The sequence below is a fragment of the Curtobacterium sp. MCBD17_034 genome, from assembly GCF_003234515.1.
Lineage (GTDB): Bacteria > Actinomycetota > Actinomycetes > Actinomycetales > Microbacteriaceae > Curtobacterium.
On record NZ_QKTN01000006.1, the window covers coordinates 109,644 to 131,293 of the forward strand.

Consider the following 21,650-nt stretch of genomic DNA (forward strand, 5'->3'; position numbering starts at 1 on the left):
GCGTGGTTGGTGATGACGATGTGCGGAGCGCTGTGGCGACCTGCGACGATGGCCGCATGGTCTCCCCCGCGCCGGATCCGCGCACCGTGTTCGTCTCGAGGTTCAACCGCGTGCTGGCGATCGCCCTCTGGGTCATCGTGGCGGCGCTGCTCGCCGCCGGCGTGGCGAACGGCCACGACTGGCACCGCTGGCTCGGCCTCGTGCCCGCGGCGTTCGGCGGACTGCTCGGCTGGACCGCGCTCTGGCACCCGCGCCTGGTCGTCGACGACGACGGCGTCGAGGTGGTCAACGTGTTCCACACCGCCGACGTCCCGTGGGCGGCGCTCGTGCACGTCGACACCCGCTTCGCGCTGACGCTCGTCACGCCGCACCGCAAGGTCGCCGCCTGGGCGGCCCCCGCGCCCGGCCGAGCGGGCGTCGCCCTCGCGCGGCGCCGCAACCAGCGCCACGGCCGAGTCGGACTGACCCCGACCACCGCGCCCGGCGAACGAAGCGCCGGTGACCTGCTGTCGACGGAGTCCGGCGACGCGGCGTACCTGGTGCGTGAGCACTGGGACGGCCTGCGCGAGTCCGGTCGGATCGAACTCGGCGTCGCCGACACGGTCGCCGTCCCCGTGCGCCTGCACGTCGTGACGATCGCCCTGCTCGTGGCGACGGGCGTCGGCGGCTGGTTCGCGATCGCCGCGCAGTGACGCCCGCGCGGCTCCGCGACCGCTGACGGTCAGGACCAGGGCGGTCACGCGCTGATCATCTCCGACTCGGAGGAGTTGTGGAGCTCGCGCTCCTTGGTGCGACGGATGCTGAACCGCTTCGAGCGCGGGTCGAACGCGTCACGCAGGCCGTCACCGACGAAGTTCACGCACAGGGCGAGCAGCACGATGAACGAGGCCGGCCACCAGAACAGGTACGGCCGCGTCTGGAACGCCGACTGGTTCTGGCTGATGAGGAGACCGAGCGACGAGTCCGGCGCCTTGATGCCGTAGCCGAGGTAGCTCAGGGCGGTCTCGAGCAGGATCGCGGTGGCGATGAGCAGCGTCGCGGAGACGATGATCACGCCGATCGCGTTCGGCAGGATGTGCCGGAAGATGATCCGGATGTCGGACGCGCCGGCGACGCGGGCCGCCTCGACGAACTCGCGCTCGCGGAGCGACAGGAACTCGGCGCGCACGAGTCGGGCGATGACCATCCACGACACGAGTCCGAGCAGCAGCGCGAGACCCCACGCCCCGAGGCCGTTCGCCGTTTTGCCGACGACGGCACCGATGACGATCGCCGGGATCACGATGAAGATGTCGGTGATGCGCATGAGGATCGCGTCGGTCTTGCCGCGGAAGTACCCCGCGACCGCGCCGACGACCACGCCGATGAAGGTCGCGAAGACGCCGATCACGATCATGACGAGCACCGAGTTCTGGATGCCCCGCATGGTGAGCGCGAAGTAGTCCTTGCCGATGCGGTCCTGGCCGAACGGGTGGTCACTGCTCGGGGCGCCGCCGCCGACGAGCGGGTTGAGCGCCTTGTACGAGTAGTGCCACCACCCCGGGATCGGACCGAGTCCGATCGCCGAGATGCTGAACAGGATCACGAGCACGTAGACGACCAGCGAGATCACCGCGAGCTTGTTGCCGAGGAACCGACGCAGGATGATGCGGCCCTGGCTCTCGCCGGGCTCGTGTTCCTGACCGGAGGCCGCGTCGTCGAAGCCGTCGCTGATGTTCGGCTCGAGCGGGGCGCCGCCCTGCAGGGTGCTCATCGCATGTCCTCCGTGTTGGTCGTTGCCGTGCTCATCGGACGCGCACCCGCGGGTCGAGCACCGAGTAGGCGAGGTCGGCGAGGAAGTTGAAGACGATCGCGGTGATGGCGATCACGAGGAAGTACCCCATCACCGGATTGACGTCCGTGATCGACAGGCCGCTGTTGAACAGGGCGCCCATGCCGGAGATCGCGAACACGGTCTCGGTGATGATCGCGCCACCTAGCAGGGCGCCGATGTCCGTCGCGACGAGCGTCGCGATCGGGATGAGCATGTTCCGCAGGGCGTGCCGCACGATGACGGTCCGCTCCGGGAGGCCCTTCGCACGCGCCGTCCGCACGTAGTCCTGCTCGAGGACCTCGAGCATGCCGGACCGCGAGTAGCGCGTGTACGACGCGAAGCTGATGAGCAGGAGGCTGATCGACGGCAGCAGCAGGTGCGTGTAGGTGTCGAGACCCGTGATCCAGAAGTCGGCCTGGAGGCCCGGGGTGCCCGATCCGACGGTCGCGATCGGTCGGCCGCCCACGAAGTTGATCGAGTAGTTGTGCCACGAGCGCATGAAGCGGTCGAGCACGATCACCCCGGCCGTCAGGAACGCGGTCAGCGCACCGATGCGCATCATCAGGCCGCGGTCGTGCCCACCGACGAAGTACCCGGAAGCGAGACCGACGACCACCGCCGCGACCGCGAGGATGAAGATGGTGCCGCCGGACGAAACGTTGAGCAGGCCCTGCAGCGTGAAGTAGCAGATGATCGCGATGAGGACGTTGATGCCGCCGACGAGCCAGGCACGGTTGTTCCTGGTGCCGGCGAGCATCGTCACCATCGCGAGTCCGAGACCCGCGCTGAACAGGATCACGAACACCGGGCCCAGCGACGGGTCGTTGAACCAGCCGGTGGCCTCCATGAGCAGGAGCATGCCCGCGGTCACCACGGCGGTCAGGCCGAAGACGATGGCGCGGCGGCGGGCGTCGCCTCCGACGACGAGTTGCACGATCGCCCCGAGCACGACGGCGATGACGATGAGCGTCGTGACGGCGATGTGCGGCTTCGCGAGGAAGTTGTTGTAGTCGAGCGCGACGAACGACTTGAGGAGGACCGCCATGAGGAACGACGGCAGGGAGTACAGGAAGAAGCTGACGAGCGTGACGCCGTAGTCGAAGCCCGAGTAAGCGCGGAGCGCGGTGACGATCCCGAGCCCGATGCCGAAGATGATCGCGAGCACGAACGAGAAGGTGACGAGCTGGAGCGTCGACTGCATCGCCTGGGGCAGGAGCTGGGTCACCGGCTGGTTGTGGAACGTCGTGCCGAGGTCGCACTGTCCGATGACGCACTTGCCCACGCCACCGATCCAGATCCCCCAGCGGAGCGGCGGGATGACGTCGAGGTGCTGCGTCGCGACGCGCGCGGCGATGAGCGCTGCGCGGTTCGGGGAGTTGCTCCCCTGGAGGTCCTGCAGGGGGTTCCCCGCGATCGCCGCCAGGTTGTACATGATGAACGAGGCGGCGATGAGGATGAGGACCGAGACGAGGATCCGTCTCGCGATGAAGCTCACCATGGGCGAAGGGGCCTCTCCGGTGTGGGAAGGGTGCAACGGTCGATCACGTTCGTGACGCGCCGACCAAGGGTAACGGGTGCCGCTGAGCCCGACGAGCCCGGTTGGGGCGCCGGACGGGGCGGTGCTGCAGGGTCGCTCAGGCGGGGGGCCGCCGGAGTGACCGACGGGGCGGGGCGGGGATCGCAGGGCGTCCCCGCCCGCCCACACGGGAGGGCGCCGGACTCGTCGAGCCCGGCGCCCCCGCCGCGGTGGTGCTCAGGATGCGGTGGTCCTGGGGATCAGCCCTTGGTCCAGTCCCACACGTTCCAGAAGATCCCGTTCTGGCCGCCGAAGTACTTCACGCCGTGGAGCGTGGAGTTCGTGGCGAAGATGCCGGGGAGCTGGAACAGCGGCAGACCGTAGGCGTCGTTGAACGCGATCTTGTCGATGTCGACCTTCATGGACTGCAGCTTCGACGCGTCGAGGGTCGTCTGCGTGTCGACCGCGAGCTTCGAGGCCTTCTCGTCCGCGAACCGGTTGTAGTTGCCGGAGTTGCCGGTCTGGAACAGCTGCGGGACCGCCGCGTTGCCCGCACCCGGGTTCACCCAACCGAACAGCGAGGCGTCGTAGTTGCCGCCGGTGAGGAGCGAGCTCCAGTCGGGCGAGCCACCGTCGACCACCTTGAAGCCGGCCTTCGCCGCCGAGGCCTGGATGGCCTGGAACGTGTCGACACGGTTCGGGTTCTCGGTGTTGTAGAGGATCTTGACCGTCGGCGTCGCGCCGTTGAGGAGCTTCTTGGCGCCGGCGATGTCGACCTTGTCGTACTCGTCGGAGTTGTTGTTCTTGACCGCCTCGTCGTAGCCCTTCTGACCCGGCAGGAACAGCTGCGAGTTCAGGACCTTGGCGCTCTTGTTGATCGGGGTGACGATCGAGTCGAGGATCTGCTGACGCGGGATGGTCATGAGGAACGCCTTGCGGACGTTCTCGTCCTTGAACACGCTCGAACCGAAGTTGAGGTCGAGGTGGTCGTAGGCGACCTGGCTGCCCTGCTGGATCTTGATGCCGGACGCCTGCTTCAGCGCCTTGACCGTGTCGGCCGAGGCCTGCGGCTGGATCGCGTCGACCTCGCCGTTCTGCAGGGCCGTGACCTGGGCGTTGGCGTCACCGATGAAGCGCATGACGAGCTTGTTGAACTGGACCTCGTGCTTGCCCTTGTAGTACGGGTTCTTGCTGAAGGTCATCGACTGCTTCGGCGTCCAGGCGCTGACCTGGAGCGGGCCGCCCGAGACGAGGAGCTTCTTGTCGCTCGGCAGGCTCGTCTGGTCGTAACCGGTGTTGATGAAGCTCGCGACCTTCTTGAGGGTGTCGTTCGCCGGGGCCGGGCTCGCCGTGTTGCCGGCGGGGGTGTCCTTGAGCGCCTTGATGAAGGCGGACTCGGAGACACCGGCCTCCTGCGACACGATGTGCGCGGGGAACTGGATCGGGTTCACGAGATTCCAGTCGACGTACGGCTTCTTGTACGTGATGGTGATCGACTGCTTCGTGATGTTCGTCGGGTAGTCCGTCTGGAACGGGTAGCCCGCGGCGGACGCGAAGTACTGCGTGCCCTTGGTGACGTTGCCGTCCGCGTCGGTGGTGGCCGACTCGTAGTAGCCCGACGACTGCGCCCATCCGAGGAGGAGGTCGTCCGAGGTCATCGGCTTGCCGTCCGACCACTTGGCGTTCTTGTTCAGCGTGTACCGGACCTTCAGCGGGGAGCTGCTGATCTTCTTGTACGTGCCGAGGTCGGTGTTCGGCTCGACCTTGTAGTTCGTGCCGAGGGTCATGAACTGGGGCTGCGTGAGCTGCCAGATGAACCCGTTGGTGTCCAGGTTGCCCTGCGGGGTGTTGTAGTTGAACGAGGTCGCCTCGTTCACCTCAGCGACCGTCACGGTGCCGCCCGAGCTCGACGTCTCGCTGTCGCTCGACGTCGAGGTGGTGCAACCGGCAAGCACGACGGCAGCCGAGCCCGCGATCGCGACGGATCCGATGACCTGTCGCCACCGCCTCTTGGTGATGTTCACTCTGTGATCCTCCTGGATGGAATGTGATCGAACCGCTGGCGGCAGGGCGCACCGGCGCGTTCGCAAAGAACCATAGGTGGGCCTCGCGAGCACCTCAAAATCCAGCGGGAACTTGTTACACACCGGAAATGACGGCGCAGGATCCATGCACCAGCCGCCGTTTCGTTGCTTGTGGTTCACCGATTCGCAATGATTCTGCTTGCGCTCACGCGTCCGCGCGGCACGTCGCAGGACCGATCCGCACGAACCGCACCGCACGCCGCCCGTCTCCTGCCGTCCGGGAGGACCGGGGTACGGCCCCACTCCCCCTCCCGCCGACCGGTGATTAGCGTTGCACCATGCACCCCTCCGACATCGCCCACCTCGTCATGCCGTCCCGCGCCGCCGCCGTCGCCGACCCCCGCTCCGGGGCCCCGCTGCTCGTGGGCCTCACCCGTCCCGACCTCGACGCGGACGAGAACGTCGGCCACGTCGTGCGTCTCGCGGCCGCCGACGGGCGGTGGACCACGACCGACTGGACCCACGGCCCGCACGACGGCGCCCCGTCCATCTCGCCCGACGGCCGGTGGGTCACGTTCCTCCGTCGCATCGGCGGCACCGGCCCGGACGCCCACCCGCAACTCGTCGTGATGCCCATGGCCGGCGGGGAGGGCCGGGTGGTCACGGCCCTCCCGCTCGGTGCCGAGGCCCCGGTGTGGTCCCCCGACTCCACGCGGATCGCGACGACGGCCCGGATCCCCGAACCCGGCCGTTACGGCACCCCGACCGCGAACGGCATCGCCGCGGACGCCTCGGCCGAGCCCCCGCGGCACATCACCCGGCTCGACTACCGCCAGGACGGCGTCGGGTTCCTCCGCGACCGTCTGCGGCGTCTCGTGGTCGTCGACGTGGCCGCCGCCCTCACGGGAGACCCCGTCGACACCGCGATCACCGATGACACCACCGCGGTGAGCGACCCCACGTGGACGCCGGACGGCACCGCGCTCGTGGTGAGCGCCCCGCGTGACACCGGCGCCGCCGAGACGACCGAGAGCGACCTCTACCGGGTCGACGCGGTCTCGGGCGCGATCACGCTGCTCGTCGAGTCCGACGGCACCGCGGCCGCACCGCAGTTCGGACCCGACGGCACCCTCTTCTTCCTCGGGACCGACCGGACGCAGGGGATCGTCGCGGTCCCGACCGGGCTGTACGCGGCGCGGACCACGGACGACGGCCCCGTCCGTGCCCGTCGCCTGACGGACCACCGCACCGTCGACCTCGAGGTGGGGCCGGGCCTCCTCGTCCCGCGCAGCGGTGACGTGCTCGTCGGGGTGCTGCACCGCGGGGCGGTCGAGCTCCGTGCCGTCCCGTGGACCACGGACGCCACCGCGAGCGCCGCGGACGACGACGCGAGCACCGGCGCGGAGCCGCTGCCCCTCGACGCCCTCCCCGTGCTGCACGGCGGCGAGGTCGTGGTGCGGGCGATCACCGCGATCGGCGAGGACGTCGTCATCGCCACGGTCGGCCTGCCGGACAGCGCCGGGGAGGTCGTGCTCATCGACACCGCGGCGGGCTCCGTCGAGACCCTGAGCGATCTCGGCGCCGGCCTCCGCGCTGTGGGACTGCGGCCCGTCGAGGAACTCGTCGGCACCGCTCCCGACGGACAGGAGGTGCACGGCTGGCTCGTCCTGCCCGAGGGCGAGGGCCCCCACCCCGTGCTCCGCGTCGTGCACGGCGGCCCGTTCGCGCAGCAGGACCGGGCGGTGTTCGACGAGGCGCAGGTCTACGCCGCAGCCGGGTACGCGGTCGTCCTCGGCAACCCACGCGGCTCGGCCGGGTACGGCTTCGACCACGGCCAGGCGATCATCGGACGCCTCGGCACCGTCGACGTCGACGACGTCCTGGCGCTGCTCGACGTGGCGCTCGAGCGGGACGACCTCGACGCCTCGCGGGTCGGGATCATGGGTGGCTCGTACGGCGGGTTCATGACGAGCTGGATCGCCGCCCGCGAGCCCGAGCGGTTCACGGCTGCCTGGAGCGAGCGGGCCGTCAACGCCTGGGACTCGTTCGCCGGGAGCTCGGACATCGGATGGTTCTTCGCCGAGGCGTACGTGGGCGCGGACCCGGAGGACCAGCGCCGCCAGAGCCCCCTGACCTACGCCGCGGACGTGACGATGCCGTTCATGGTCGCGCACTCCGAGCAGGACTGGCGGTGCCCGCTCGAGCAGGGGCAGCGCCAGTTCGTCGCCCTGCGCCGGGCAGGGGTGGAGGCCGAGTTCCTGCTGTTCCCGGGCGAGGGCCACGAGCTGTCCCGGTCCGGGCGCCCGAGCCACCGGGTGCAGCGGTTCGACCACGTCCTCCGCTGGTGGAACACGCACCTGCCGGTCGTCTGACGGCCGTCCCCGTCCGGCGAGAGTGCAGAACACGCCGCTCACCTCGCGAGGTGAGCGGCGTGTTCTGCGCTCTCGGCGCCGGGCCGGACGGGCCGGGCTGATCAGGCCTGCGCGAACGCCTCGATCGGCGGGCAGGCACACACGAGGTTGCGGTCCCCGTACGCCTGGTCGATCCGGCGCACGGGCGGCCAGTACTTGCGACCGGCGATGCCCGGCAGCGGGTAGACGGCCTGCTCACGCGTGTAGGCGTGCGCCCACTCGCCCGCGATGACGCTCGACGCGGTGTGCGGCGCCCCGACGAGCGGGTTGTCGTCGGCCGGCCAGGTGCCCGCGGCGACCTCGTCGGCCTCGGCACGGATCGCGAGCATGGCGTCGACGAACCGGTCGAGCTCCGCCAGGTCCTCGCTCTCGGTCGGCTCGACCATGAGCGTGCCCGCGACCGGGAACGACATCGTCGGCGCGTGGAACCCGTAGTCGATCAGGCGCTTCGCGACGTCGTCCACGGTGATGCCGGTCGCCTCACGCAACGGCCGGAGGTCGAGGATGCACTCGTGCGCCACGAGACCGTCGTCGCCCGTGTAGAGGACGGGGAACGCGTCGCGCAGCTTCGCCGCCAGGTAGTTCGCGCCGAGCACGGCCGACTCGGTGGCGCGCGTGAGCCCCTCGACGCCCATCATGCGGACGTAGGTCCACGTGATGGGCAGGATGCTCGGGCTGCCGTACGGCGCCGCCGAGACGGGTCCGCCACCGTGCGCGAGCCGGTCCGCGCCGTCCGGCGTGACCGAGCCGGGGCGACGGTCGGCGTCCTGCGCGAACGGATGGCCGGGGAGGAACGGGGCCAGGTGTGCCCTGGCGGCCACCGGTCCGACACCGGGTCCGCCGCCGCCGTGCGGGATGCAGAACGTCTTGTGCAGGTTGAGGTGCGAGACGTCGCCGCCGAAGTCGCCGAAGCGCGCGTGCCCGAGCAGCGCGTTGAGGTTCGCGCCGTCGACGTAGACCTGCCCACCCGCCTCGTGCACGGCGTCGCAGATCGCGCGGATCTCGTGCTCGTACACACCGTGGGTCGACGGGTAGGTGATCATGAGCGCGGCGAGGTCGTCCCGGTGCTGCTCCGTCTTGGCGCGGAGGTCGGCGAGGTCGACGTTGCCGTCCTCGTCGCACGCCACGACGACCACGCGCATGCCCGCGAGCACGGCGCTCGCGGCGTTCGTCCCGTGCGCGCTCTGCGGGATGAGGCAGACCGTGCGTGCGGTGTCCCCGTTGGCGCGGTGGTACCCGCGGATGGCCAGGAGTCCGGCGAGCTCACCCTGGCTCCCGGCGTTCGGCTGCACCGAGACGGTGTCGTACCCGGTGACCTCGGCGAGCCACGACTCCAGGTCGGCGATCATCGACAGGTACCCGGCGACGTCCTCACGCGGCGCGAACGGGTGGATCCCCGCGAACTCCGGCCAGGTGACGGCGGCCATCTCGGTCGCGGCGTTGAGCTTCATCGTGCAGCTGCCGAGCGGGATCATGCCGCGGTCGAGCGCGTAGTCCTTGTCGGCGAGGTGCTTGAGGTACCGCATCATCCGGGTCTCGCTGCGGTGTGCCTGGAACACGGGGTGCGTCAGGTAGGCCGACTCGCGCCGCAGCGCGGCCGGGAGGCCCGGGGCGGCGTCACGCACGGCGGCCTCCGCCATCGGGACGGTCATGGTCGACGCGGCCGACTCGGACGCCTCCGAGTGGGCTGCGGCGACGTCGCGGAACACGTCGGCGAGCGCTGCGACGTCCTCGGGCGTGGTCGTCTCGTCCGCCGAGAGCTGGAGGGTGTCCGCGTCGACGAGGTGCAGGAGGTACCCGCGGTCGCGCGCCGCGTCGACGATCGCGGCGGCCCGGCCGGGGGCGCGGAGCGTCAGTGTGTCGAACCAGGCGTCGACGGGCACGCCGATCTCGGCGGCGCGAGCCGCGTCGGCGATCGCGGCGGTCGTGCGGGCGACCCGGTCGGCGATGAACCGCAGGCCCTCGGGGCCGTGGTAGACGGCGTACATCGAGGCCATGACGGCGAGGAGCACCTGCGCGGTGCAGATGTTGCTCGTCGCCTTCTCGCGCCGGATGTGCTGCTCGCGGGTCTGCAGGCTGAGGCGGTAGGCCATGCCACCGTCCGCGTCGAAGGACACCCCGACGAGGCGACCGGGCAGCTGCCGCTCGAGGCCCGCGCGGACGGCGAGGTAGCCGGCGTGCGGTCCACCGAAGCCGAGCGGCACGCCGAAGCGCTGGGTCGTGCCGACGGCGACGTCCGCGCCGAGGTCACCGGGCGACGCGAGGAGCGTCATCGCGAGCAGGTCCGCCGCGACGACGGCGATGCCGCCCTCGGCGTGGATCCGCTCGATCACCGACGCGGGGTCGACGACCCGGCCGGACGCGCCCGGGTACTGCACGACGAGTCCGAAGGCGCCCTCGACGTCGACCTGGTCCGGTCCCCCGGCGACGTCGAACGTGCGCAGGGTGATGCCGACGGCCTCGGCCCGGTGCTCGAGCAGCGCCATGGTCTGCGGCAGGACGTCCCGGTCGACGAGGAACACGTCCCCGCGGACCTTCGAGGCCCGGCGGGCGAGCAGCATGCCCTCGACGACCGCGGTGCCCTCGTCGAGCATCGAGGCGCCCGCGGTGGCCATGCCCGTCAGGTCGGCGACCATCGTCTGGAAGTTGATGAGCGCCTCCAGCCGGCCCTGCGAGATCTCCGGCTGGTACGGCGTGTAGGCCGTGTACCAGCTCGGGTTCTCGAGCACGTTCCGCTGGATGACGGCGGGCGTGTGGGTGCCGTGGTAGCCGAGTCCGATCATCGGGCGGCGCACGGTGTTCCGTGCCGCCATCCGACGGAGCTCCGCGAGCGCCTCGGTCTCGCCGACGGCACCGGGGATCACCGAGTCGACGACGGGCTCGGCGTGGATCGCGGCGGGGACGGCCGCGCGGACGAGCGCGTCAAGGGAGTCGTACCCGACGGTCTCGAGCATGAGGCGCTGGTCGGCCGCGCCCGTGCCGATGTGGCGGTCGGCGAAGGTGGTCTGCAGGTTCTGGTCGGCCTGCGGGGTCCGGTCGTGCTGGGTCATGTCCTCGTCCATCCGATCAGCCCGCGAAGGCGGCGTACGCCTCGTGGTCCATGAGGTCCTCGGGGAAGCTGGTGCCGTCGACCTGGATCTTGACGAGCCAGGCCCCACCGAAGGGGTCCTGGTTGACGAGGTCCGGGGTGTCCACGACGGCGTCGTTGCGCTCGACGACGGTGCCCTCGATCGGCGAGAACAGCTCACCGACGCTCTTCGTCGACTCGATCTCGCCGAGGGTCTGTCCGGCCGTCGCGGTGGTGCCGACCTCGGGGAGCTCGACGAACACGACGTCGCCGAGCTGGTCCGCGGCGAACTGGGTGATGCCGACGGTGACGACGTCACCCTCGACGAGGAGCCACTCGTGGTCCTTGGTGTAGCGGAGCGCGGTGATGTCGGTCATGGTCAGCCTTTCTGGCCTGGGGCGGCGCTGGCGGGGCGGCGGTAGAAGGGGAGTTCGGAGACGGTCGCCGGGACGGCGGTGCCGCGCACGTCGACGCGCAGGACGGTGCCCGGGGTGGCGACCGCAGGGTCGACGTACGCCATGGCGACGGGGTGCCCGAGCGTCGGTGACAGGGCGCCCGAGGTGACCGTGCCGACGGTCTGGCCGCCGTCGAGCACCGGGTAACCGGCACGGGCGGCACGGCGGCCCTCCATGACGAGCCCGACGAGGACCGGCGCGTCGGTGGCGGGCGTGACCCCGGCCCTCCCGACGAATTCCGTGTCCATCGCGACGACGCGACCGAGTCCGGCCTGCGCGGGACGCACGGTGGTGTCGAGTTCGTGGCCGTACAGCGGCATCCCGGCCTCGAGCCGGAGCGTGTCGCGCGCGGCGAGCCCGGCGGGCACGACGCCGCGGTCGGCACCGGCGTCGAGCAGGGCGTCCCACAGCACGGGCGCCAGGTCCGTGGGGCAGTAGATCTCGAAGCCGTCCTCGCCCGTGTAGCCGGTGCGGGCGATGAGGACGTCCTGCAGGTCGAACGAGGCGTGCAGGACGCGGTAGTAGCGGAGCTCGTCGAGCGGCGTCTCGGGCTGCAGGCGATCGGCGACGACGAGCGCGTCCAGCGTGCCCGCTGCGGCCGGACCCTGGATCGCGACGAGGGCCGTGGCGTCGCTGTCGTCCGTGACCTCGACGTCGTGGCCCACCGCGCGGTCGCGCAGCGCGGCGACGGCGACGTCGCGGTTGGCGGCGTTCGCGACGACGAGGAACGCGTCGTCCTCGGTGCGGTACACGACGACGTCGTCGAGCACGCCGCCGTCGTCGGTCAGGAGCAGCGAGTACTTCGCCCGACCGACGGGCATCGTGGCGTGCTTGCCCGCGAGCGCGGCGTCGAGGTACGCGCCGGCGTCGGGCCCCTGGACGCCGATCTCCGCCATGTGCGAGAGGTCGAACAGCCCCGCCGCGCTGCGCACGGCGTGGTGTTCGGCGAGGTCGGAGCTGTACCGGACGGGCATCTGCCAGCCCGCGAAGTCCGTGAACGTGGCGCCGGCGGCGGCATGGGCCGCGTGGAGTGGGGATCGGCGGTGCACCGATGGTCCGGCACTGCCCGACGGGGTCGGATCGGTCATGGGGTGGAGTTCTCCTGCGTCGACGCGTCCCGGCGGGGACGCCGGTCGGAACTCCCCCTCTGTCATGTGCCTGAGAGTTTCGCCGACCGGTCGGAGGCGGTCGGCTTTCACCGTGGGCGAGGGCACGCCGTGACGGCGCCCTGCTTTTCAGAGTGGCCTGACCCCTGCGGTCGTACGACCTGAGAGATTGACGGGGAGGTTGCTCCTTCGGTGTCCGGTCTCGCGGTCGCCGGCTCGGCGCGCTCGTGATCGGACTCTCCCGCAGGGTGTGGGCGGCCCGGTGTGCTGTTGTGGCCCCGATCGTACCAACGCCGTGTTACGGCCTCGTGACGAGGCCGGCCGGTCGTTCGACATCTCGTAGGATCACCGCGTGGCCGGACAGCGATCGCGCCCGCGTGGGCAGCTCGAGCAGGCGGTGCTCGACGTGCTCTGGTCCGCGGGCCCCGACGGGCTCACCGCGCGTGAGGTCCTCGACCGCTGCGACGAACCACGACCCGCGCTGACCACCGTGCTGACGGTGCTCGAGCGCCTCGGGCGGAAGGGCGGGGTGCTCCGCGACGAACAGGCCGACGCCCCCCTGCGGTTCCGCGCGAGCCGCTCCCGCGCCGATCACGCCGCGTCCCTCATGGAGTCCGCGCTCGCCGCGTCGAGCGACCGCGAGGCCGCGCTGCTCCGCTTCACCGGCTCCCTGGCGTCGGACGACCTCGAGGCCCTGCGTCGCGCGATCGACGCGCGCGCCCGGTCCTGACGGGAACGACCGTGATCGTCTGGGGCGTCGCCCTCGTCGTGACCGCGGTCGTCGTGGCCGCCGCCGCACCCCGGCTGCTCACCCGGTGGGCGTGGACGATCGACCGCCCTCGGACCGCGCTCGTCAGCTGGTGCGCCGCGGTCCTCATCGGGGTCGGCGGCTCCGTGTCGGGCGTCACGCTCGTCGCGCTCGGGAGTCGACACGGGGCGGACCCGTTCCGGCTGGCGGCCTCGCCGACCCACGGCGCGCACCTCGTGGTCGCCGTCGCCGCGGTGCTCGCGTTCGTGGTCGCCGTCCGCGTCCCTCCCGGGCCGGAGCACGCGGCCGTCCGCGCGGCCCTGCGAACCGGGGCGGCGGAACGTCGTCGGGTCGCCGGGACCGAGATCGCGGTGGTCGCGGGCGAGCGGGCCCTGGCGTGCGCCGTGCCCGGACGCGACCGCACCGTGCTCGTCAGCACCGGACTGGCGGCGCGCCTCCGTCCCGACGAACTCGATGCCGTCGTCGCACACGAGGCGGCGCACCTGACGGGGCACCACGCGGCCGTGGTCGGCGTCGCGGAGTCGATCGAGCGGGCGGTGCCGTGGGTGCCCGGCGCGCGCGCCATGGCGCGTGTGACCCGGGTCCTGGTCGAGTTCGCCGCCGACGACACCGCCGCCAGACGCGTCGGTGCCGAGGTGGTGGCCCGAGCGATCGAGCGCAGTGACGTCGGTGGTGCGGCGCCCCTGACCGGCGTCCGGGTCGCTCGACTCCGGAGACCGGCCACACCGGGTCAGCGCCGGTGGCGGGCAGCTCCGGTGACGTCGCGGAAGAAGTCGGCGTAGAGCACGGGCTCGAGGTCCCCGTCGACCGGGTACCCCCAACGGCGCTCGCGGCGCTGCTGTCGGAACGTCTTGATGCGAGCCGGGGGGACGCCCGGCTCGGACTCGTACAGACTCATCTGATCCCCTGGTGCCTGATCGCTTGGGTGTCGGTGGTCGGTCGTCGCCCGTCGAGGACGACGTCGGCGCTCGCTGCGCTCGGTGTGCACGCGGTGCGCTTCTGGTCCTTCGACAGTACGTGCAGCGTTCTCGGCGAGTCAGGGGTTGACCTGGCCCCCGGACAGGGGTACTACCAGGGCGCCGTGTCCGGCCCGCGCGGTAGGATCGGGTACCACCACCATGAGGGGGACCGTGAAGGCACTCACCGAGTCCGACATCCGATCGTCGTTCGTCAACGCGACCCCGGAGGAGCTCGACCACCTGCCGATCCCGGGTCTGCACGAGATGCTCTGGGACGAGCGCGAGTACCTCGGTTGGCGCGACCCGCAGGCCGCCCGCCGCGGCTACATGGTCCACTGGATGGACGGCCGCCCCACCGGGATCGTCGTCCGCGCGGCCGGCGGTTCGCTCCGGCCGGGCATCGCGGCGATGTGCTCCTTCTGCCACTCACCCCAGCCGGCCACGCAGGTCCGGTTGTTCTCGGCTGCGCGTGCCGGCGAGTCCGGCCGGAACGGCAACACCATCGGGTCCTACATCTGCGAGGACCTGGCGTGCTCGCTCCTCATCCGCGTGGCGCCCCCGCACCTCAACCCGCCCGAGACGATCGCAGCCCGGTCCGCGGCCCTGCTCCAGCGCGTGCAGAACTTCACCGCGGACGTCATGAAGACCGCGTGACCACGGGTGCTCCCGACCGGTTCGCCGCAGCGCGCTGGGTCACCGTCGAACGCCACGACGCCGGGCGGTGGTCCGTCACGGTCCTCGATGAGGCCGACGACGAGATCGCCTCGTTCGGCATGGGGGTCGAGGGCGAGTGGGAACCCGACGTCGTGGACCACGTGGCGTTCGCGCTGACCCGGCTCGGATTGCGGACCGTCGGCGCCCGCCCCTGGCGTGAGGACGAGCTGGGCCTGGCCCGCGCAGCCGTCCTGCCCGCCTGACACCGCGCCCCGGTCGCGTTCAGCGCGCCCCGTTACGGTTCGGGAGGCACGGGTGCGGCCCGCACCGCGCCTCCAGACCGGAAGGACCACCGCAGCATGTCCGTCGTCAAGATCAACGCCATCCACGTCCCCGCCGGTGCCGGCGCCGAGCTCGAGCAGCGGTTCGCTGCCCGCAGACACGCGGTCGACGGGGCTCCCGGCTTCGAGGGCTTCCAGCTCCTCCGGCCGGTGAAGGGCGACGACCGGTACTTCGTCGTCACGACGTGGGCGGACGAGGCGTCGTTCCAGGCGTGGGCCGCCGACGGCGCGAAGGCGGCGCACGCCGGTGGGTCCGAGGGTGCGCACGGTCGGCATGCGGCGGCGCCCGGCGAGCACGGCGCTCCTGCCGGACACGGTGCTCCTGCCGAGCACGGGGCCGCCGCCGGACACGGCGACGCGCAGGACGGCGCCCGACGCCCCGTCGCGACCGGCGCGGATCTGCTCGAGTTCGAGGTCGTCGAGCTCTGAGCCCCGCTACGCCGTGACGGACCGCACGCGGTCGAGCACCACCTCGGCCACGAGCGCGGCCGCGTTCTCGGGCAGCCAGTGGTCCTCGTCGACGGCCACGAACCGGTAGGGCGCCGCGACGTACCGCTCGGTCGCCTCGGCCGCGACCCGACCGAGTGCCGCGTCCCGGGAGCCCCACAGGTACGACGTCGGGACACGCACCAGCGGGTCGACGCGCGGCGTGCCGGCCGGAGTGGGCAGCGCCAGTGCGCGGTACCAGTCGATCGCCGCGCGCAGTGCTCCTGGCTCGCGCATCCGACGGTCGTACCGCTCGGCGGTGGCGCGTGCGAGGCCCATGCCCTCGAGCACCGGGACGAGACGCCCCCGGAGCAGCCGTTCGGGGAGCCAGGGCACCTGGAACGCCGCGATGTACCACGACCGTAGGGCCTGGTCGGAGCGGACCGCCGCGAGCGCCATCGCCCGCGGGTGCGGGGTCGCCAGGACCGTGAGCGACGCGAGTCGGTCGGGAGCCCGCTGCGCGAGCCGCCAGGCGACCAGCCCGCCCCAGTCGTGGCCGACGAGGTGGAGCCGCTCTGCGCCGAGTCGGTCGGCGAGCGCCAGGACGTCGTCGACGAGCCAGTCACGCCGGTACGCGCGGCGTCCCTCCGGTCGAGCCCCGACCGCGTACCCGCGTTGGTCCGGCGCGACGACGCGGAGGCCCTCGGCCGTCAGGAGCGGCGTGACCGCCCGCCAGGTGCTCCGGTCGGCGGGGAACCCGTGGAGGAGGACCGCGACCGGACCGTCTTCTGGGCCGCTGTCGTCGACGTCGAGGACGAGGCCGCCGCGGCGGAGCTGGTCGATGCGGGTCATGCCGCCACGGTAGGCCGCCCACGAGTGGCGGTCCGGCCCAACGGGGTACGTGCGAACTGGGAGCGACGGCGCAGCGGCCCATCGGGCGGCCTGCTGTGGGAGCGGGAGGAAGATCCGACGCCCTCGACCTGCCGGGAGGACCGGATCGGGAGGGGTGGGGGCTCGACACCCGAAGCCGAGCCCACCACCGGCGGCACCCGAATCGCCGCTCGTAACCACGGGCCCCGAAGCCCGGATTGGTTGCGAGCATATTGGGACGGCCGTGTCCGCCGCAGCTCCCGCACGTCCCCAGACCAGAGGTAGAACGAGTGTTCTGTACCCCGCCGGAGGGTGCCGATGGTCGGAACACGCGCCGTTCATCCGCCGAGCGGCGGCGGATGCGTCCCCCAGCCGCACGGTACGGATTCTGGACCCACACAGGTCGCACACGTCACCCCGGCACGCACGACCACGGCAACGACAGCGGCGGTCGCCCGGTCTCCTGAGCGAGGCGGCCCTCGCTGGCGGGCCGTGCGCGCACTCGTCGCCGTCTTCGCTGACGAACCCGCCACCGGCGCGGCCCCCTTCCAGTCCTGCCCTGATGGTGCTAGAGTTCGGAGCTGGCGTTCTGCCGCGGACCCATCTCATCCGCCCCGCCGCCTGCTCCGTACCGGCTCCATCGAGTCGCATTCCACCGGGGCCCCGTCCCGCCGATCATGGCCGGACAACCCACGCCGACCTCCGGCGTGTGCGATCCGAGTGCCCGCCCGGCCAGCGCCCTGTACAAGGGATCGAGGCCAGCGCACCGCGCTCGTCGCCAACGAACCATCGGAAAAGACAGCACCATGACCAGCACCATCGACTTCATCCAGATCAGCGGGACCGTGCTCGACGCGCCCGTCCTGACCACCGACGACCTCGTCGAGTTCGTCGTCGCCGACGACGTCTCCCGTCGCGAGTTCCTCGTCCGCCTCCCCCGCACCGAGCTCGGCGCGCACGTCGTCGCGGGCGCCCACGTGCAGGCCGCCGGAGCCGCCGGCTGGGTCGTCCCGGGCCGTCCCTGGCGGCACGAGCCGAGCCGGACGATCCTGCAGGCGCACGACGTGCAGCTCGCGGCGCTCGCCTTCGCGGCCTGACGACACCGTGCGGCCCGACGGCACCGTTCCGCCCGACGGCGCGGTGCCGACGGCACCGTTCCGCCCGACGCCGCGGTACCGCCCGACGGCACCGTGACACGCGCCCGGCCCTGAGCGGGCTCAGTCGGCGCGGAGCACGCGTGCAGCGACGTCGGGTGGACACCGATCCTCGACGCGGTACATCCCCCGGGCGTGCGCGACCGGCACCCACGGCAACCACCGACGGTTGAGGCCGAACCCCCGACGCGGGGCGAACGACCAGTGCTCCTGCTGCCACCCGACCCCGCGGAGGTCGAACGCGTGCTCGACCGTCGCGAACATCGTGGTCGTGCCGTGTGTGACCACGCGAGCGACGTCGAGCCAGTGGTCGTCGTGCGTCAGCGCGAACAGCCGGGCGAACACCGAGGCGTTCACAGCGAGGAACCCGTCCGTCATCGACACCCCGGACGCGATGAGCTGGTGTCCGATGGTCGAGACCCCGTGCTTCCAGTGGAGCAGCGCTGGATCGGCGTCCTCCGGCATGGGCACGTCCCAGACGTAGATCCACGTCTCGGCGACCGAGGCCGCGGAGGCGGCCCGGTCCAGCCATTCGGCCCCGTCGGTCGCGTCGTACAGGTCGAGGAACCCCTCGGCGGCCAGGACCGCGGCTTCCTTGTCCACCACGTCGGGATTGTCGAGGGTGCCGCCGGCGTACCACCCGCGGCGTCCGTACTCCCGCCAGACGAACTCGGCGGCACGCACGGCGCCGGCGAGCGCCTCCTCCGACCCCACGGCGACGAGGAACGGCACGACGGTGGCGGTCCCGGACGGCGAGTCGTCGAGCACCTCGCCGGTGCCGGCCACCCAGGCGCGCGGGAGGGAACCGTCGAGGGCCTGGTTCCGGAGCAACCAGGTCGCTGCCCTCGTGACCCAGGCGGCCCAGGGCGGGTGTTCCTCGCCGTGACGGCGTTCGAGCGCCAGGGCGTCGAGCACCGCGAGCGCTCCCTCGGCCACGGCGCGGGCGTACACCGCCGGCTGGTCCCGGAACGTGCGGTACGTGGTCGTCGCACCCGTCACGGTGTCGAACCCCTCGCCAGCGGGCGGGTCCAGGGCGAGCGTGACGAACGAGTCGATGATCGCCAGACCGCTCGCCCGGTACCGCTCGGCCACGGCTCCGTCATCGGTGCTGTCCGCCTCGCGGAGCAGGACGACGGCTGCGTCCGTGTTCGCCCCGACGAACCCCATCACCGCGGCGGTCGCCTCGTCCGTCCGCTGCGGAACGACCGCGTCCGCCTCGAGCGGGACCCCGGTCCGGCCGCCGACCGCCACGACCTGATCGGCCAGGACGGCCGCCGCGCTGCGCACGACGTCCGCGATGTCCGCGCTGCGCACGGCCGGGGCGAAGTGGTCCCAGACCCAGCGCCAGGTCTGCCGGACGACGTCGGGGAAGTCGGTCGAGCCTCCCGTCCGCACCGCGACGGCGTACTCCTGGGTCGCGCCGTCGTCCAGGGGGTGGAAGCGGCGCCGCCACGCGTCGAGCTGGAGGAGCGGAAGACCGCCGCTGCTGTAGGTGACGGGTCCTTCGGTGCCGGGGAACCACACGCCGAGCTCCACGCGGTCGCCGGTGCTCCGCGCGCCGATGGACGCGAACGCGAGCCGCGGGTCGACGATCGTCTCGCCACCGTCCTCGACCATCCCGTCGGCGGCGATGGTGTCACCGCGCGGGTCGCGGTGGGCGATGGCCGCCCAGCCTCCGTCCTCGAGTCGGATGCCGAACAGCGGTGCCGCGGCACGGTCCTCCCGGACGATCGCGGTGGTGACCCCGGCCCGCCGTGCGTGCACGCCGGCGATGGCGAGCGGCGCGACCTGTGGCGCGTTGCCGTAGGCGACGCCGGGGCAGAACGGCTCGACGCGCTCCCACGGCGCGGCCGCGTCGACCTCGACGACGACCGCCGTGCCGTAGCCGCGGGCGGGCCCCTGGCCGCCGCGGACGGTGACCCGGCGGGCCATGCGGACGTCGTCGCCGTCGGTGTCCCACCGGTCCTCGACCTGGAGGACCGTCCCGCCCCCGACGTCGATGCGTGCGGTGCCGACGAGGCCGTCCGCCGTGACCGTCAGCGACTCGTAGGGCGCGCGGTGCTCGGTCTCGACGCCGCTGTCCGCGTCCGCGTCCGTGGCCGCGTCCGCGTCCGTTCCGGGCTTCCACGTGAGCACCACGAAGGGAGCCGCCGCCACGAGCGCCGGACCGCCCCCACCGGGGGTCGTGATGCGGACGCCGAGCCCGCCCGGGACGTCGGTGGCCTCGACGCGCGTGGTCATCCCTTGATGCCGCTCGACGCGATGCTCGGCACGATGAACCGCTGGAACACGAGGAACATCGCCACGACGGGCAGGGTGAGCAGCACCACGCCCGCCATCTGCACCGTCGGCAGCGTGTAGTTCTGCGACTGCAGGCTGTTGAGGCCGAGCGTCAGGACGTACATGTCCTTGTCGCTCGTCATCGTCACCGGGATGAGGAAGCTGTTCCACGTCCACGTGCCGGCGAGGATCGCCTGCGTGGCGATCGCCGTGACCGACAGTGGCAGCCCGATCCGTAGGAAGATCCGGAAGCGGTTCGCGCCGTCGAGCGCCGCGGCCTCCTCGAGGTCCTTCGGGATCGTGCCGAACGACTGCCGCATGAGGAAGATGAGGAGCGGGTTGACGATGAACGGGATGATGAGCGCCGCGTAGGTGTTCAGCCAGCCGAGCTTGACGATCTGCAGGTAGAGCGGGATGAGGTACGCCTGCAGCGGCACGAGCAGGATCACGATGATGCCCGTGAACACGACGCGCTTGCCGCGGAATTGCAGACGGGCCAGCGCCCAACCCGCCAGGGTGTTCACGATGACGGCGCCGGCGACGACGCAGCCCGTGACGATCGCGGTGTTCGCGTACCAGCGTCCGATCGGGGCGTGCGTGAACACGTACGTGTAGTTCGACAGGGTCAGGTGCGACGGCGGGACGATCGAGAAGAAGTCCGCCGGCGACAGGAACGAGCAGTACAGCACGAACAGCAGCGGGGCGACCATGATCAGTCCGAACACGATGAGGAACGTGTACCGGGCGGACCGGGCGACCGTCTGCTGGGTGCGGTGCGAGCGCATCGGGCGACCGGTGCCGCTGGTCGGTGTGCTCGGGCGGGTGACCGCGGTGCGCTGCGTCGAGGTGGCGCTCATGCGTCCTGCTCCTTCGGGCCGAGGAGCCGGCTGACGACGCCGGCGAGGATCACGATGGCGAGCAGGATCACGGTCGCCGCCGAGGCGTACCCGATGTTGCTCAAGCGGAACGCCTGCTGGTAGATGAAGATCACGATCGTCGACGTCGCGCCGGCCGGGCTGCCGAGCACCGTCCCGCCCGAGATCACGTACGCCTGGTCGAAGACCTGGATCGCCTGGATGATGCCGGTCAGCACCACGAATGCGGTGAACGGACGCACGCCCGGCAGCGTCACGCTGAGGAACTGACGGAAGGCGCCCGCACCGTCCATCTCGGCGGCCTCGTACAGGTCCGCCGGGATCGTCTCCATGCCCCCGACGAAGATGACGATGTACAGCCCGACGAACATGTACACGTACACGATCACGAGGAACCACAGCGCCAGGCCGGGGCTCGCGTACCAGGTCGCGTTCGGCAGGCCGAACAGCGACAGTGCGGTGGACGCGATGCCGCCCTTGACGAACAGCTGCATGAAGATCGTCGTGATCGCGACGGTCGATGTCATGTAGGGCACGAAGTACGCGGTGCGGAGTGCGCCCTTGCCGACGGTGGCACCGCGCAGGACGGCGGCGACGACGATCGCCAGGACCGTCTGGGCCGGGACGACGCCCGCCACGAAGGTCGCCGTGATCCCGAGGGAGCGGCCGAACGCCGGGTCGGCGAACAGCTGCCCGAAGTTCTGCAGCCCGACGAAGCTGCGCTGGTCGAAGTCGAACTTGCCGACCTGCTGCACACTGAGCACGACGGACTGCGCGATCGGGTAGGCGAACCACCACAGCAGCAGGACCACCGCGGGGGCGAGCATGAGCCACGCAGCCGGGTTGTCGGTCCGGAGCCAGGCGCGGCGGCGCGACGACGTGGGCCGTCGCGCCGCCCTGATGGAGCTCTTGATGGCACTCACGCCGCTC

19 protein-coding genes and 1 riboswitch are annotated in these 21,650 nt (G+C 71.6%); of the genes, 8 read left to right on the forward strand and 11 right to left on the reverse strand.

Annotation, left to right across the window (positions count from 1 at the left end):
• Positions 1 to 56: 56 nt before the first annotated feature.
• Positions 57 to 692, forward strand: coding sequence for a PH domain-containing protein (locus DEI92_RS12020; RefSeq protein WP_111010865.1), 636 nt, complete (start codon positions 57 to 59; stop codon positions 690 to 692).
• Positions 693 to 736: 44 nt separating this feature from the next.
• Here the strand turns inward: DEI92_RS12020 and DEI92_RS12025 are convergent, their stop codons facing one another.
• The 3 genes from DEI92_RS12025 to DEI92_RS12035 form a co-directional block, all read right to left on the reverse strand.
• Positions 737 to 1,753 (reverse strand): ABC transporter permease, encoded by a 1,017-nt coding sequence (locus tag DEI92_RS12025; protein WP_111010866.1) that lies wholly within the window; start codon positions 1,751 to 1,753, stop codon positions 737 to 739.
• A gap of 31 nt (positions 1,754 to 1,784) precedes the next feature.
• Entirely contained in the window at positions 1,785 to 3,311 is a 1,527-nt protein-coding gene (locus DEI92_RS12030; RefSeq protein WP_111010867.1) for an ABC transporter permease, read from the reverse strand.
• 278 nt (positions 3,312 to 3,589) lie between these two features.
• Positions 3,590 to 5,353: an ABC transporter family substrate-binding protein gene (locus DEI92_RS12035; protein WP_111013653.1), complete on the reverse strand. Its 1,764-nt coding sequence runs from the start codon at positions 5,351 to 5,353 to the stop codon at positions 3,590 to 3,592.
• Positions 5,354 to 5,691: 338 nt separating this feature from the next.
• Between DEI92_RS12035 and DEI92_RS12040 the strand changes: the two genes are divergently transcribed.
• Positions 5,692 to 7,725, forward strand: coding sequence for a S9 family peptidase (locus DEI92_RS12040; RefSeq protein ID WP_111013654.1), 2,034 nt, complete (start codon positions 5,692 to 5,694; stop codon positions 7,723 to 7,725).
• A 101-nt stretch (positions 7,726 to 7,826) separates the two neighbouring features.
• Here DEI92_RS12040 and gcvP read toward each other — a convergent pair whose 3' ends face one another.
• Genes gcvP through gcvT form a run of 3 tightly spaced genes read right to left on the reverse strand, consistent with a single transcriptional unit; the run spans position 7,827 to position 12,374 of the window.
• Positions 7,827 to 10,814 carry an aminomethyl-transferring glycine dehydrogenase gene (gene gcvP, locus DEI92_RS12045; protein ID WP_181434882.1) on the reverse strand — a complete coding sequence of 996 codons (2,988 nt, stop codon included), beginning with the start codon at positions 10,812 to 10,814 and terminating at the stop codon, positions 7,827 to 7,829.
• A gap of 16 nt (positions 10,815 to 10,830) precedes the next feature.
• Entirely contained in the window at positions 10,831 to 11,208 is a 378-nt protein-coding gene (gcvH, locus tag DEI92_RS12050) for a glycine cleavage system protein GcvH (protein WP_111013656.1), read from the reverse strand.
• Between the two features lie 2 nt (positions 11,209 to 11,210).
• Positions 11,211 to 12,374, reverse strand: coding sequence for a glycine cleavage system aminomethyltransferase GcvT (gene gcvT, locus DEI92_RS12055; RefSeq protein WP_111013657.1), 1,164 nt, complete (start codon positions 12,372 to 12,374; stop codon positions 11,211 to 11,213).
• A gap of 157 nt (positions 12,375 to 12,531) precedes the next feature.
• Positions 12,532 to 12,646, reverse strand: a riboswitch (glycine riboswitch).
• A 98-nt stretch (positions 12,647 to 12,744) separates the two neighbouring features.
• On the opposite strand from gcvT, the gene DEI92_RS12060 reads away from it, so the two are divergent.
• Entirely contained in the window at positions 12,745 to 13,122 is a 378-nt protein-coding gene (locus DEI92_RS12060) for a BlaI/MecI/CopY family transcriptional regulator (RefSeq protein WP_111010873.1), read from the forward strand.
• Between the two features lie 11 nt (positions 13,123 to 13,133).
• On the forward strand, positions 13,134 to 13,943 hold the full coding sequence (locus DEI92_RS12065) for a M56 family metallopeptidase (protein ID WP_111013658.1): 810 nt from the start codon (positions 13,134 to 13,136) through the stop codon (positions 13,941 to 13,943).
• Here the strand turns inward: DEI92_RS12065 and DEI92_RS16565 are convergent.
• Positions 13,892 to 14,059: a hypothetical protein gene (locus tag DEI92_RS16565; RefSeq protein ID WP_181434884.1), complete on the reverse strand. Its 168-nt coding sequence runs from the start codon at positions 14,057 to 14,059 to the stop codon at positions 13,892 to 13,894. The genes DEI92_RS12065 and DEI92_RS16565 overlap by 52 nt on opposite strands.
• Positions 14,060 to 14,279: 220 nt before the next feature.
• Between DEI92_RS16565 and DEI92_RS12070 the strand changes: the two genes are divergently transcribed.
• From DEI92_RS12070 to DEI92_RS17035, 3 genes are all read left to right on the forward strand, one after another.
• Positions 14,280 to 14,774 (forward strand): FBP domain-containing protein, encoded by a 495-nt coding sequence (locus tag DEI92_RS12070; RefSeq protein WP_111010875.1) that lies wholly within the window; start codon positions 14,280 to 14,282, stop codon positions 14,772 to 14,774.
• Entirely contained in the window at positions 14,771 to 15,037 is a 267-nt protein-coding gene (locus DEI92_RS12075) for a hypothetical protein (protein WP_111013659.1), read from the forward strand. The genes DEI92_RS12070 and DEI92_RS12075 overlap by 4 nt, the downstream gene beginning before the upstream one ends.
• Before the next feature lie 96 nt (positions 15,038 to 15,133).
• Complete coding sequence (locus tag DEI92_RS17035) at positions 15,134 to 15,544, forward strand: antibiotic biosynthesis monooxygenase (RefSeq protein ID WP_111013660.1); 411 nt, start codon at positions 15,134 to 15,136, stop codon at positions 15,542 to 15,544.
• A gap of 6 nt (positions 15,545 to 15,550) precedes the next feature.
• On the opposite strand, the gene DEI92_RS12085 is transcribed toward DEI92_RS17035, so the two are convergent.
• Entirely contained in the window at positions 15,551 to 16,393 is an 843-nt protein-coding gene (locus DEI92_RS12085; protein WP_111013661.1) for an alpha/beta fold hydrolase, read from the reverse strand.
• 824 nt (positions 16,394 to 17,217) lie between these two features.
• On the opposite strand from DEI92_RS12085, the gene DEI92_RS12090 reads away from it, so the two are divergent.
• On the forward strand, positions 17,218 to 17,508 hold the full coding sequence (locus DEI92_RS12090; protein WP_111010879.1) for a hypothetical protein: 291 nt from the start codon (positions 17,218 to 17,220) through the stop codon (positions 17,506 to 17,508).
• A 120-nt stretch (positions 17,509 to 17,628) separates the two neighbouring features.
• On the opposite strand, the gene DEI92_RS16330 is transcribed toward DEI92_RS12090, so the two are convergent.
• Genes DEI92_RS16330 through DEI92_RS12105 form a run of 3 tightly spaced genes read right to left on the reverse strand, consistent with a single transcriptional unit; the run spans position 17,629 to position 21,643 of the window.
• Positions 17,629 to 19,806, reverse strand: coding sequence for a hypothetical protein (locus tag DEI92_RS16330; protein ID WP_146249151.1), 2,178 nt, complete (start codon positions 19,804 to 19,806; stop codon positions 17,629 to 17,631).
• On the reverse strand, positions 19,803 to 20,702 hold the full coding sequence (locus tag DEI92_RS12100; protein WP_111010881.1) for a carbohydrate ABC transporter permease: 900 nt from the start codon (positions 20,700 to 20,702) through the stop codon (positions 19,803 to 19,805). The genes DEI92_RS16330 and DEI92_RS12100 overlap by 4 nt, the downstream gene beginning before the upstream one ends.
• A complete protein-coding gene (locus DEI92_RS12105) occupies positions 20,699 to 21,643 on the reverse strand; it encodes a carbohydrate ABC transporter permease (RefSeq protein ID WP_111013662.1) in 945 nt (314 codons plus the stop codon). Before DEI92_RS12105 ends, DEI92_RS12100 begins: the two co-directional genes overlap by 4 nt.
• Positions 21,644 to 21,650 lie beyond the last annotated feature (7 nt).

Bases quoted from the DNA above. Each gene is read 5' to 3' on its own strand.
- gcvH (WP_111013656.1), bottom strand. From the start codon at position 11,208: ATGACCGACATCACCGCGCTCCGCTACACCAAGGACCACGAGTGGCTC.
- DEI92_RS17035 (WP_111013660.1), top strand. From the start codon at position 15,134: ATGTCCGTCGTCAAGATCAACGCCATCCACGTCCCCGCCGGTGCCGGC.
- DEI92_RS12020 (WP_111010865.1), top strand. From the start codon at position 57: ATGGTCTCCCCCGCGCCGGATCCGCGCACCGTGTTCGTCTCGAGGTTC.
- DEI92_RS16565 (WP_181434884.1), bottom strand. From the start codon at position 14,059: ATGAGTCTGTACGAGTCCGAGCCGGGCGTCCCCCCGGCTCGCATCAAG.
- gcvT (WP_111013657.1), bottom strand. From the start codon at position 12,374: ATGACCGATCCGACCCCGTCGGGCAGTGCCGGACCATCGGTGCACCGC.
- DEI92_RS12100 (WP_111010881.1), bottom strand. From the start codon at position 20,702: ATGAGCGCCACCTCGACGCAGCGCACCGCGGTCACCCGCCCGAGCACA.
- DEI92_RS12025 (WP_111010866.1), bottom strand. From the start codon at position 1,753: ATGAGCACCCTGCAGGGCGGCGCCCCGCTCGAGCCGAACATCAGCGAC.
- gcvP (WP_181434882.1), bottom strand. From the start codon at position 10,814: ATGACCCAGCACGACCGGACCCCGCAGGCCGACCAGAACCTGCAGACC.
- DEI92_RS12040 (WP_111013654.1), top strand. From the start codon at position 5,692: ATGCACCCCTCCGACATCGCCCACCTCGTCATGCCGTCCCGCGCCGCC.
- DEI92_RS12090 (WP_111010879.1), top strand. From the start codon at position 17,218: ATGACCAGCACCATCGACTTCATCCAGATCAGCGGGACCGTGCTCGAC.
- DEI92_RS12085 (WP_111013661.1), bottom strand. From the start codon at position 16,393: ATGACCCGCATCGACCAGCTCCGCCGCGGCGGCCTCGTCCTCGACGTC.
- DEI92_RS12030 (WP_111010867.1), bottom strand. From the start codon at position 3,311: ATGGTGAGCTTCATCGCGAGACGGATCCTCGTCTCGGTCCTCATCCTC.
- DEI92_RS12070 (WP_111010875.1), top strand. From the start codon at position 14,280: ATGAGGGGGACCGTGAAGGCACTCACCGAGTCCGACATCCGATCGTCG.
- DEI92_RS16330 (WP_146249151.1), bottom strand. From the start codon at position 19,806: ATGACCACGCGCGTCGAGGCCACCGACGTCCCGGGCGGGCTCGGCGTC.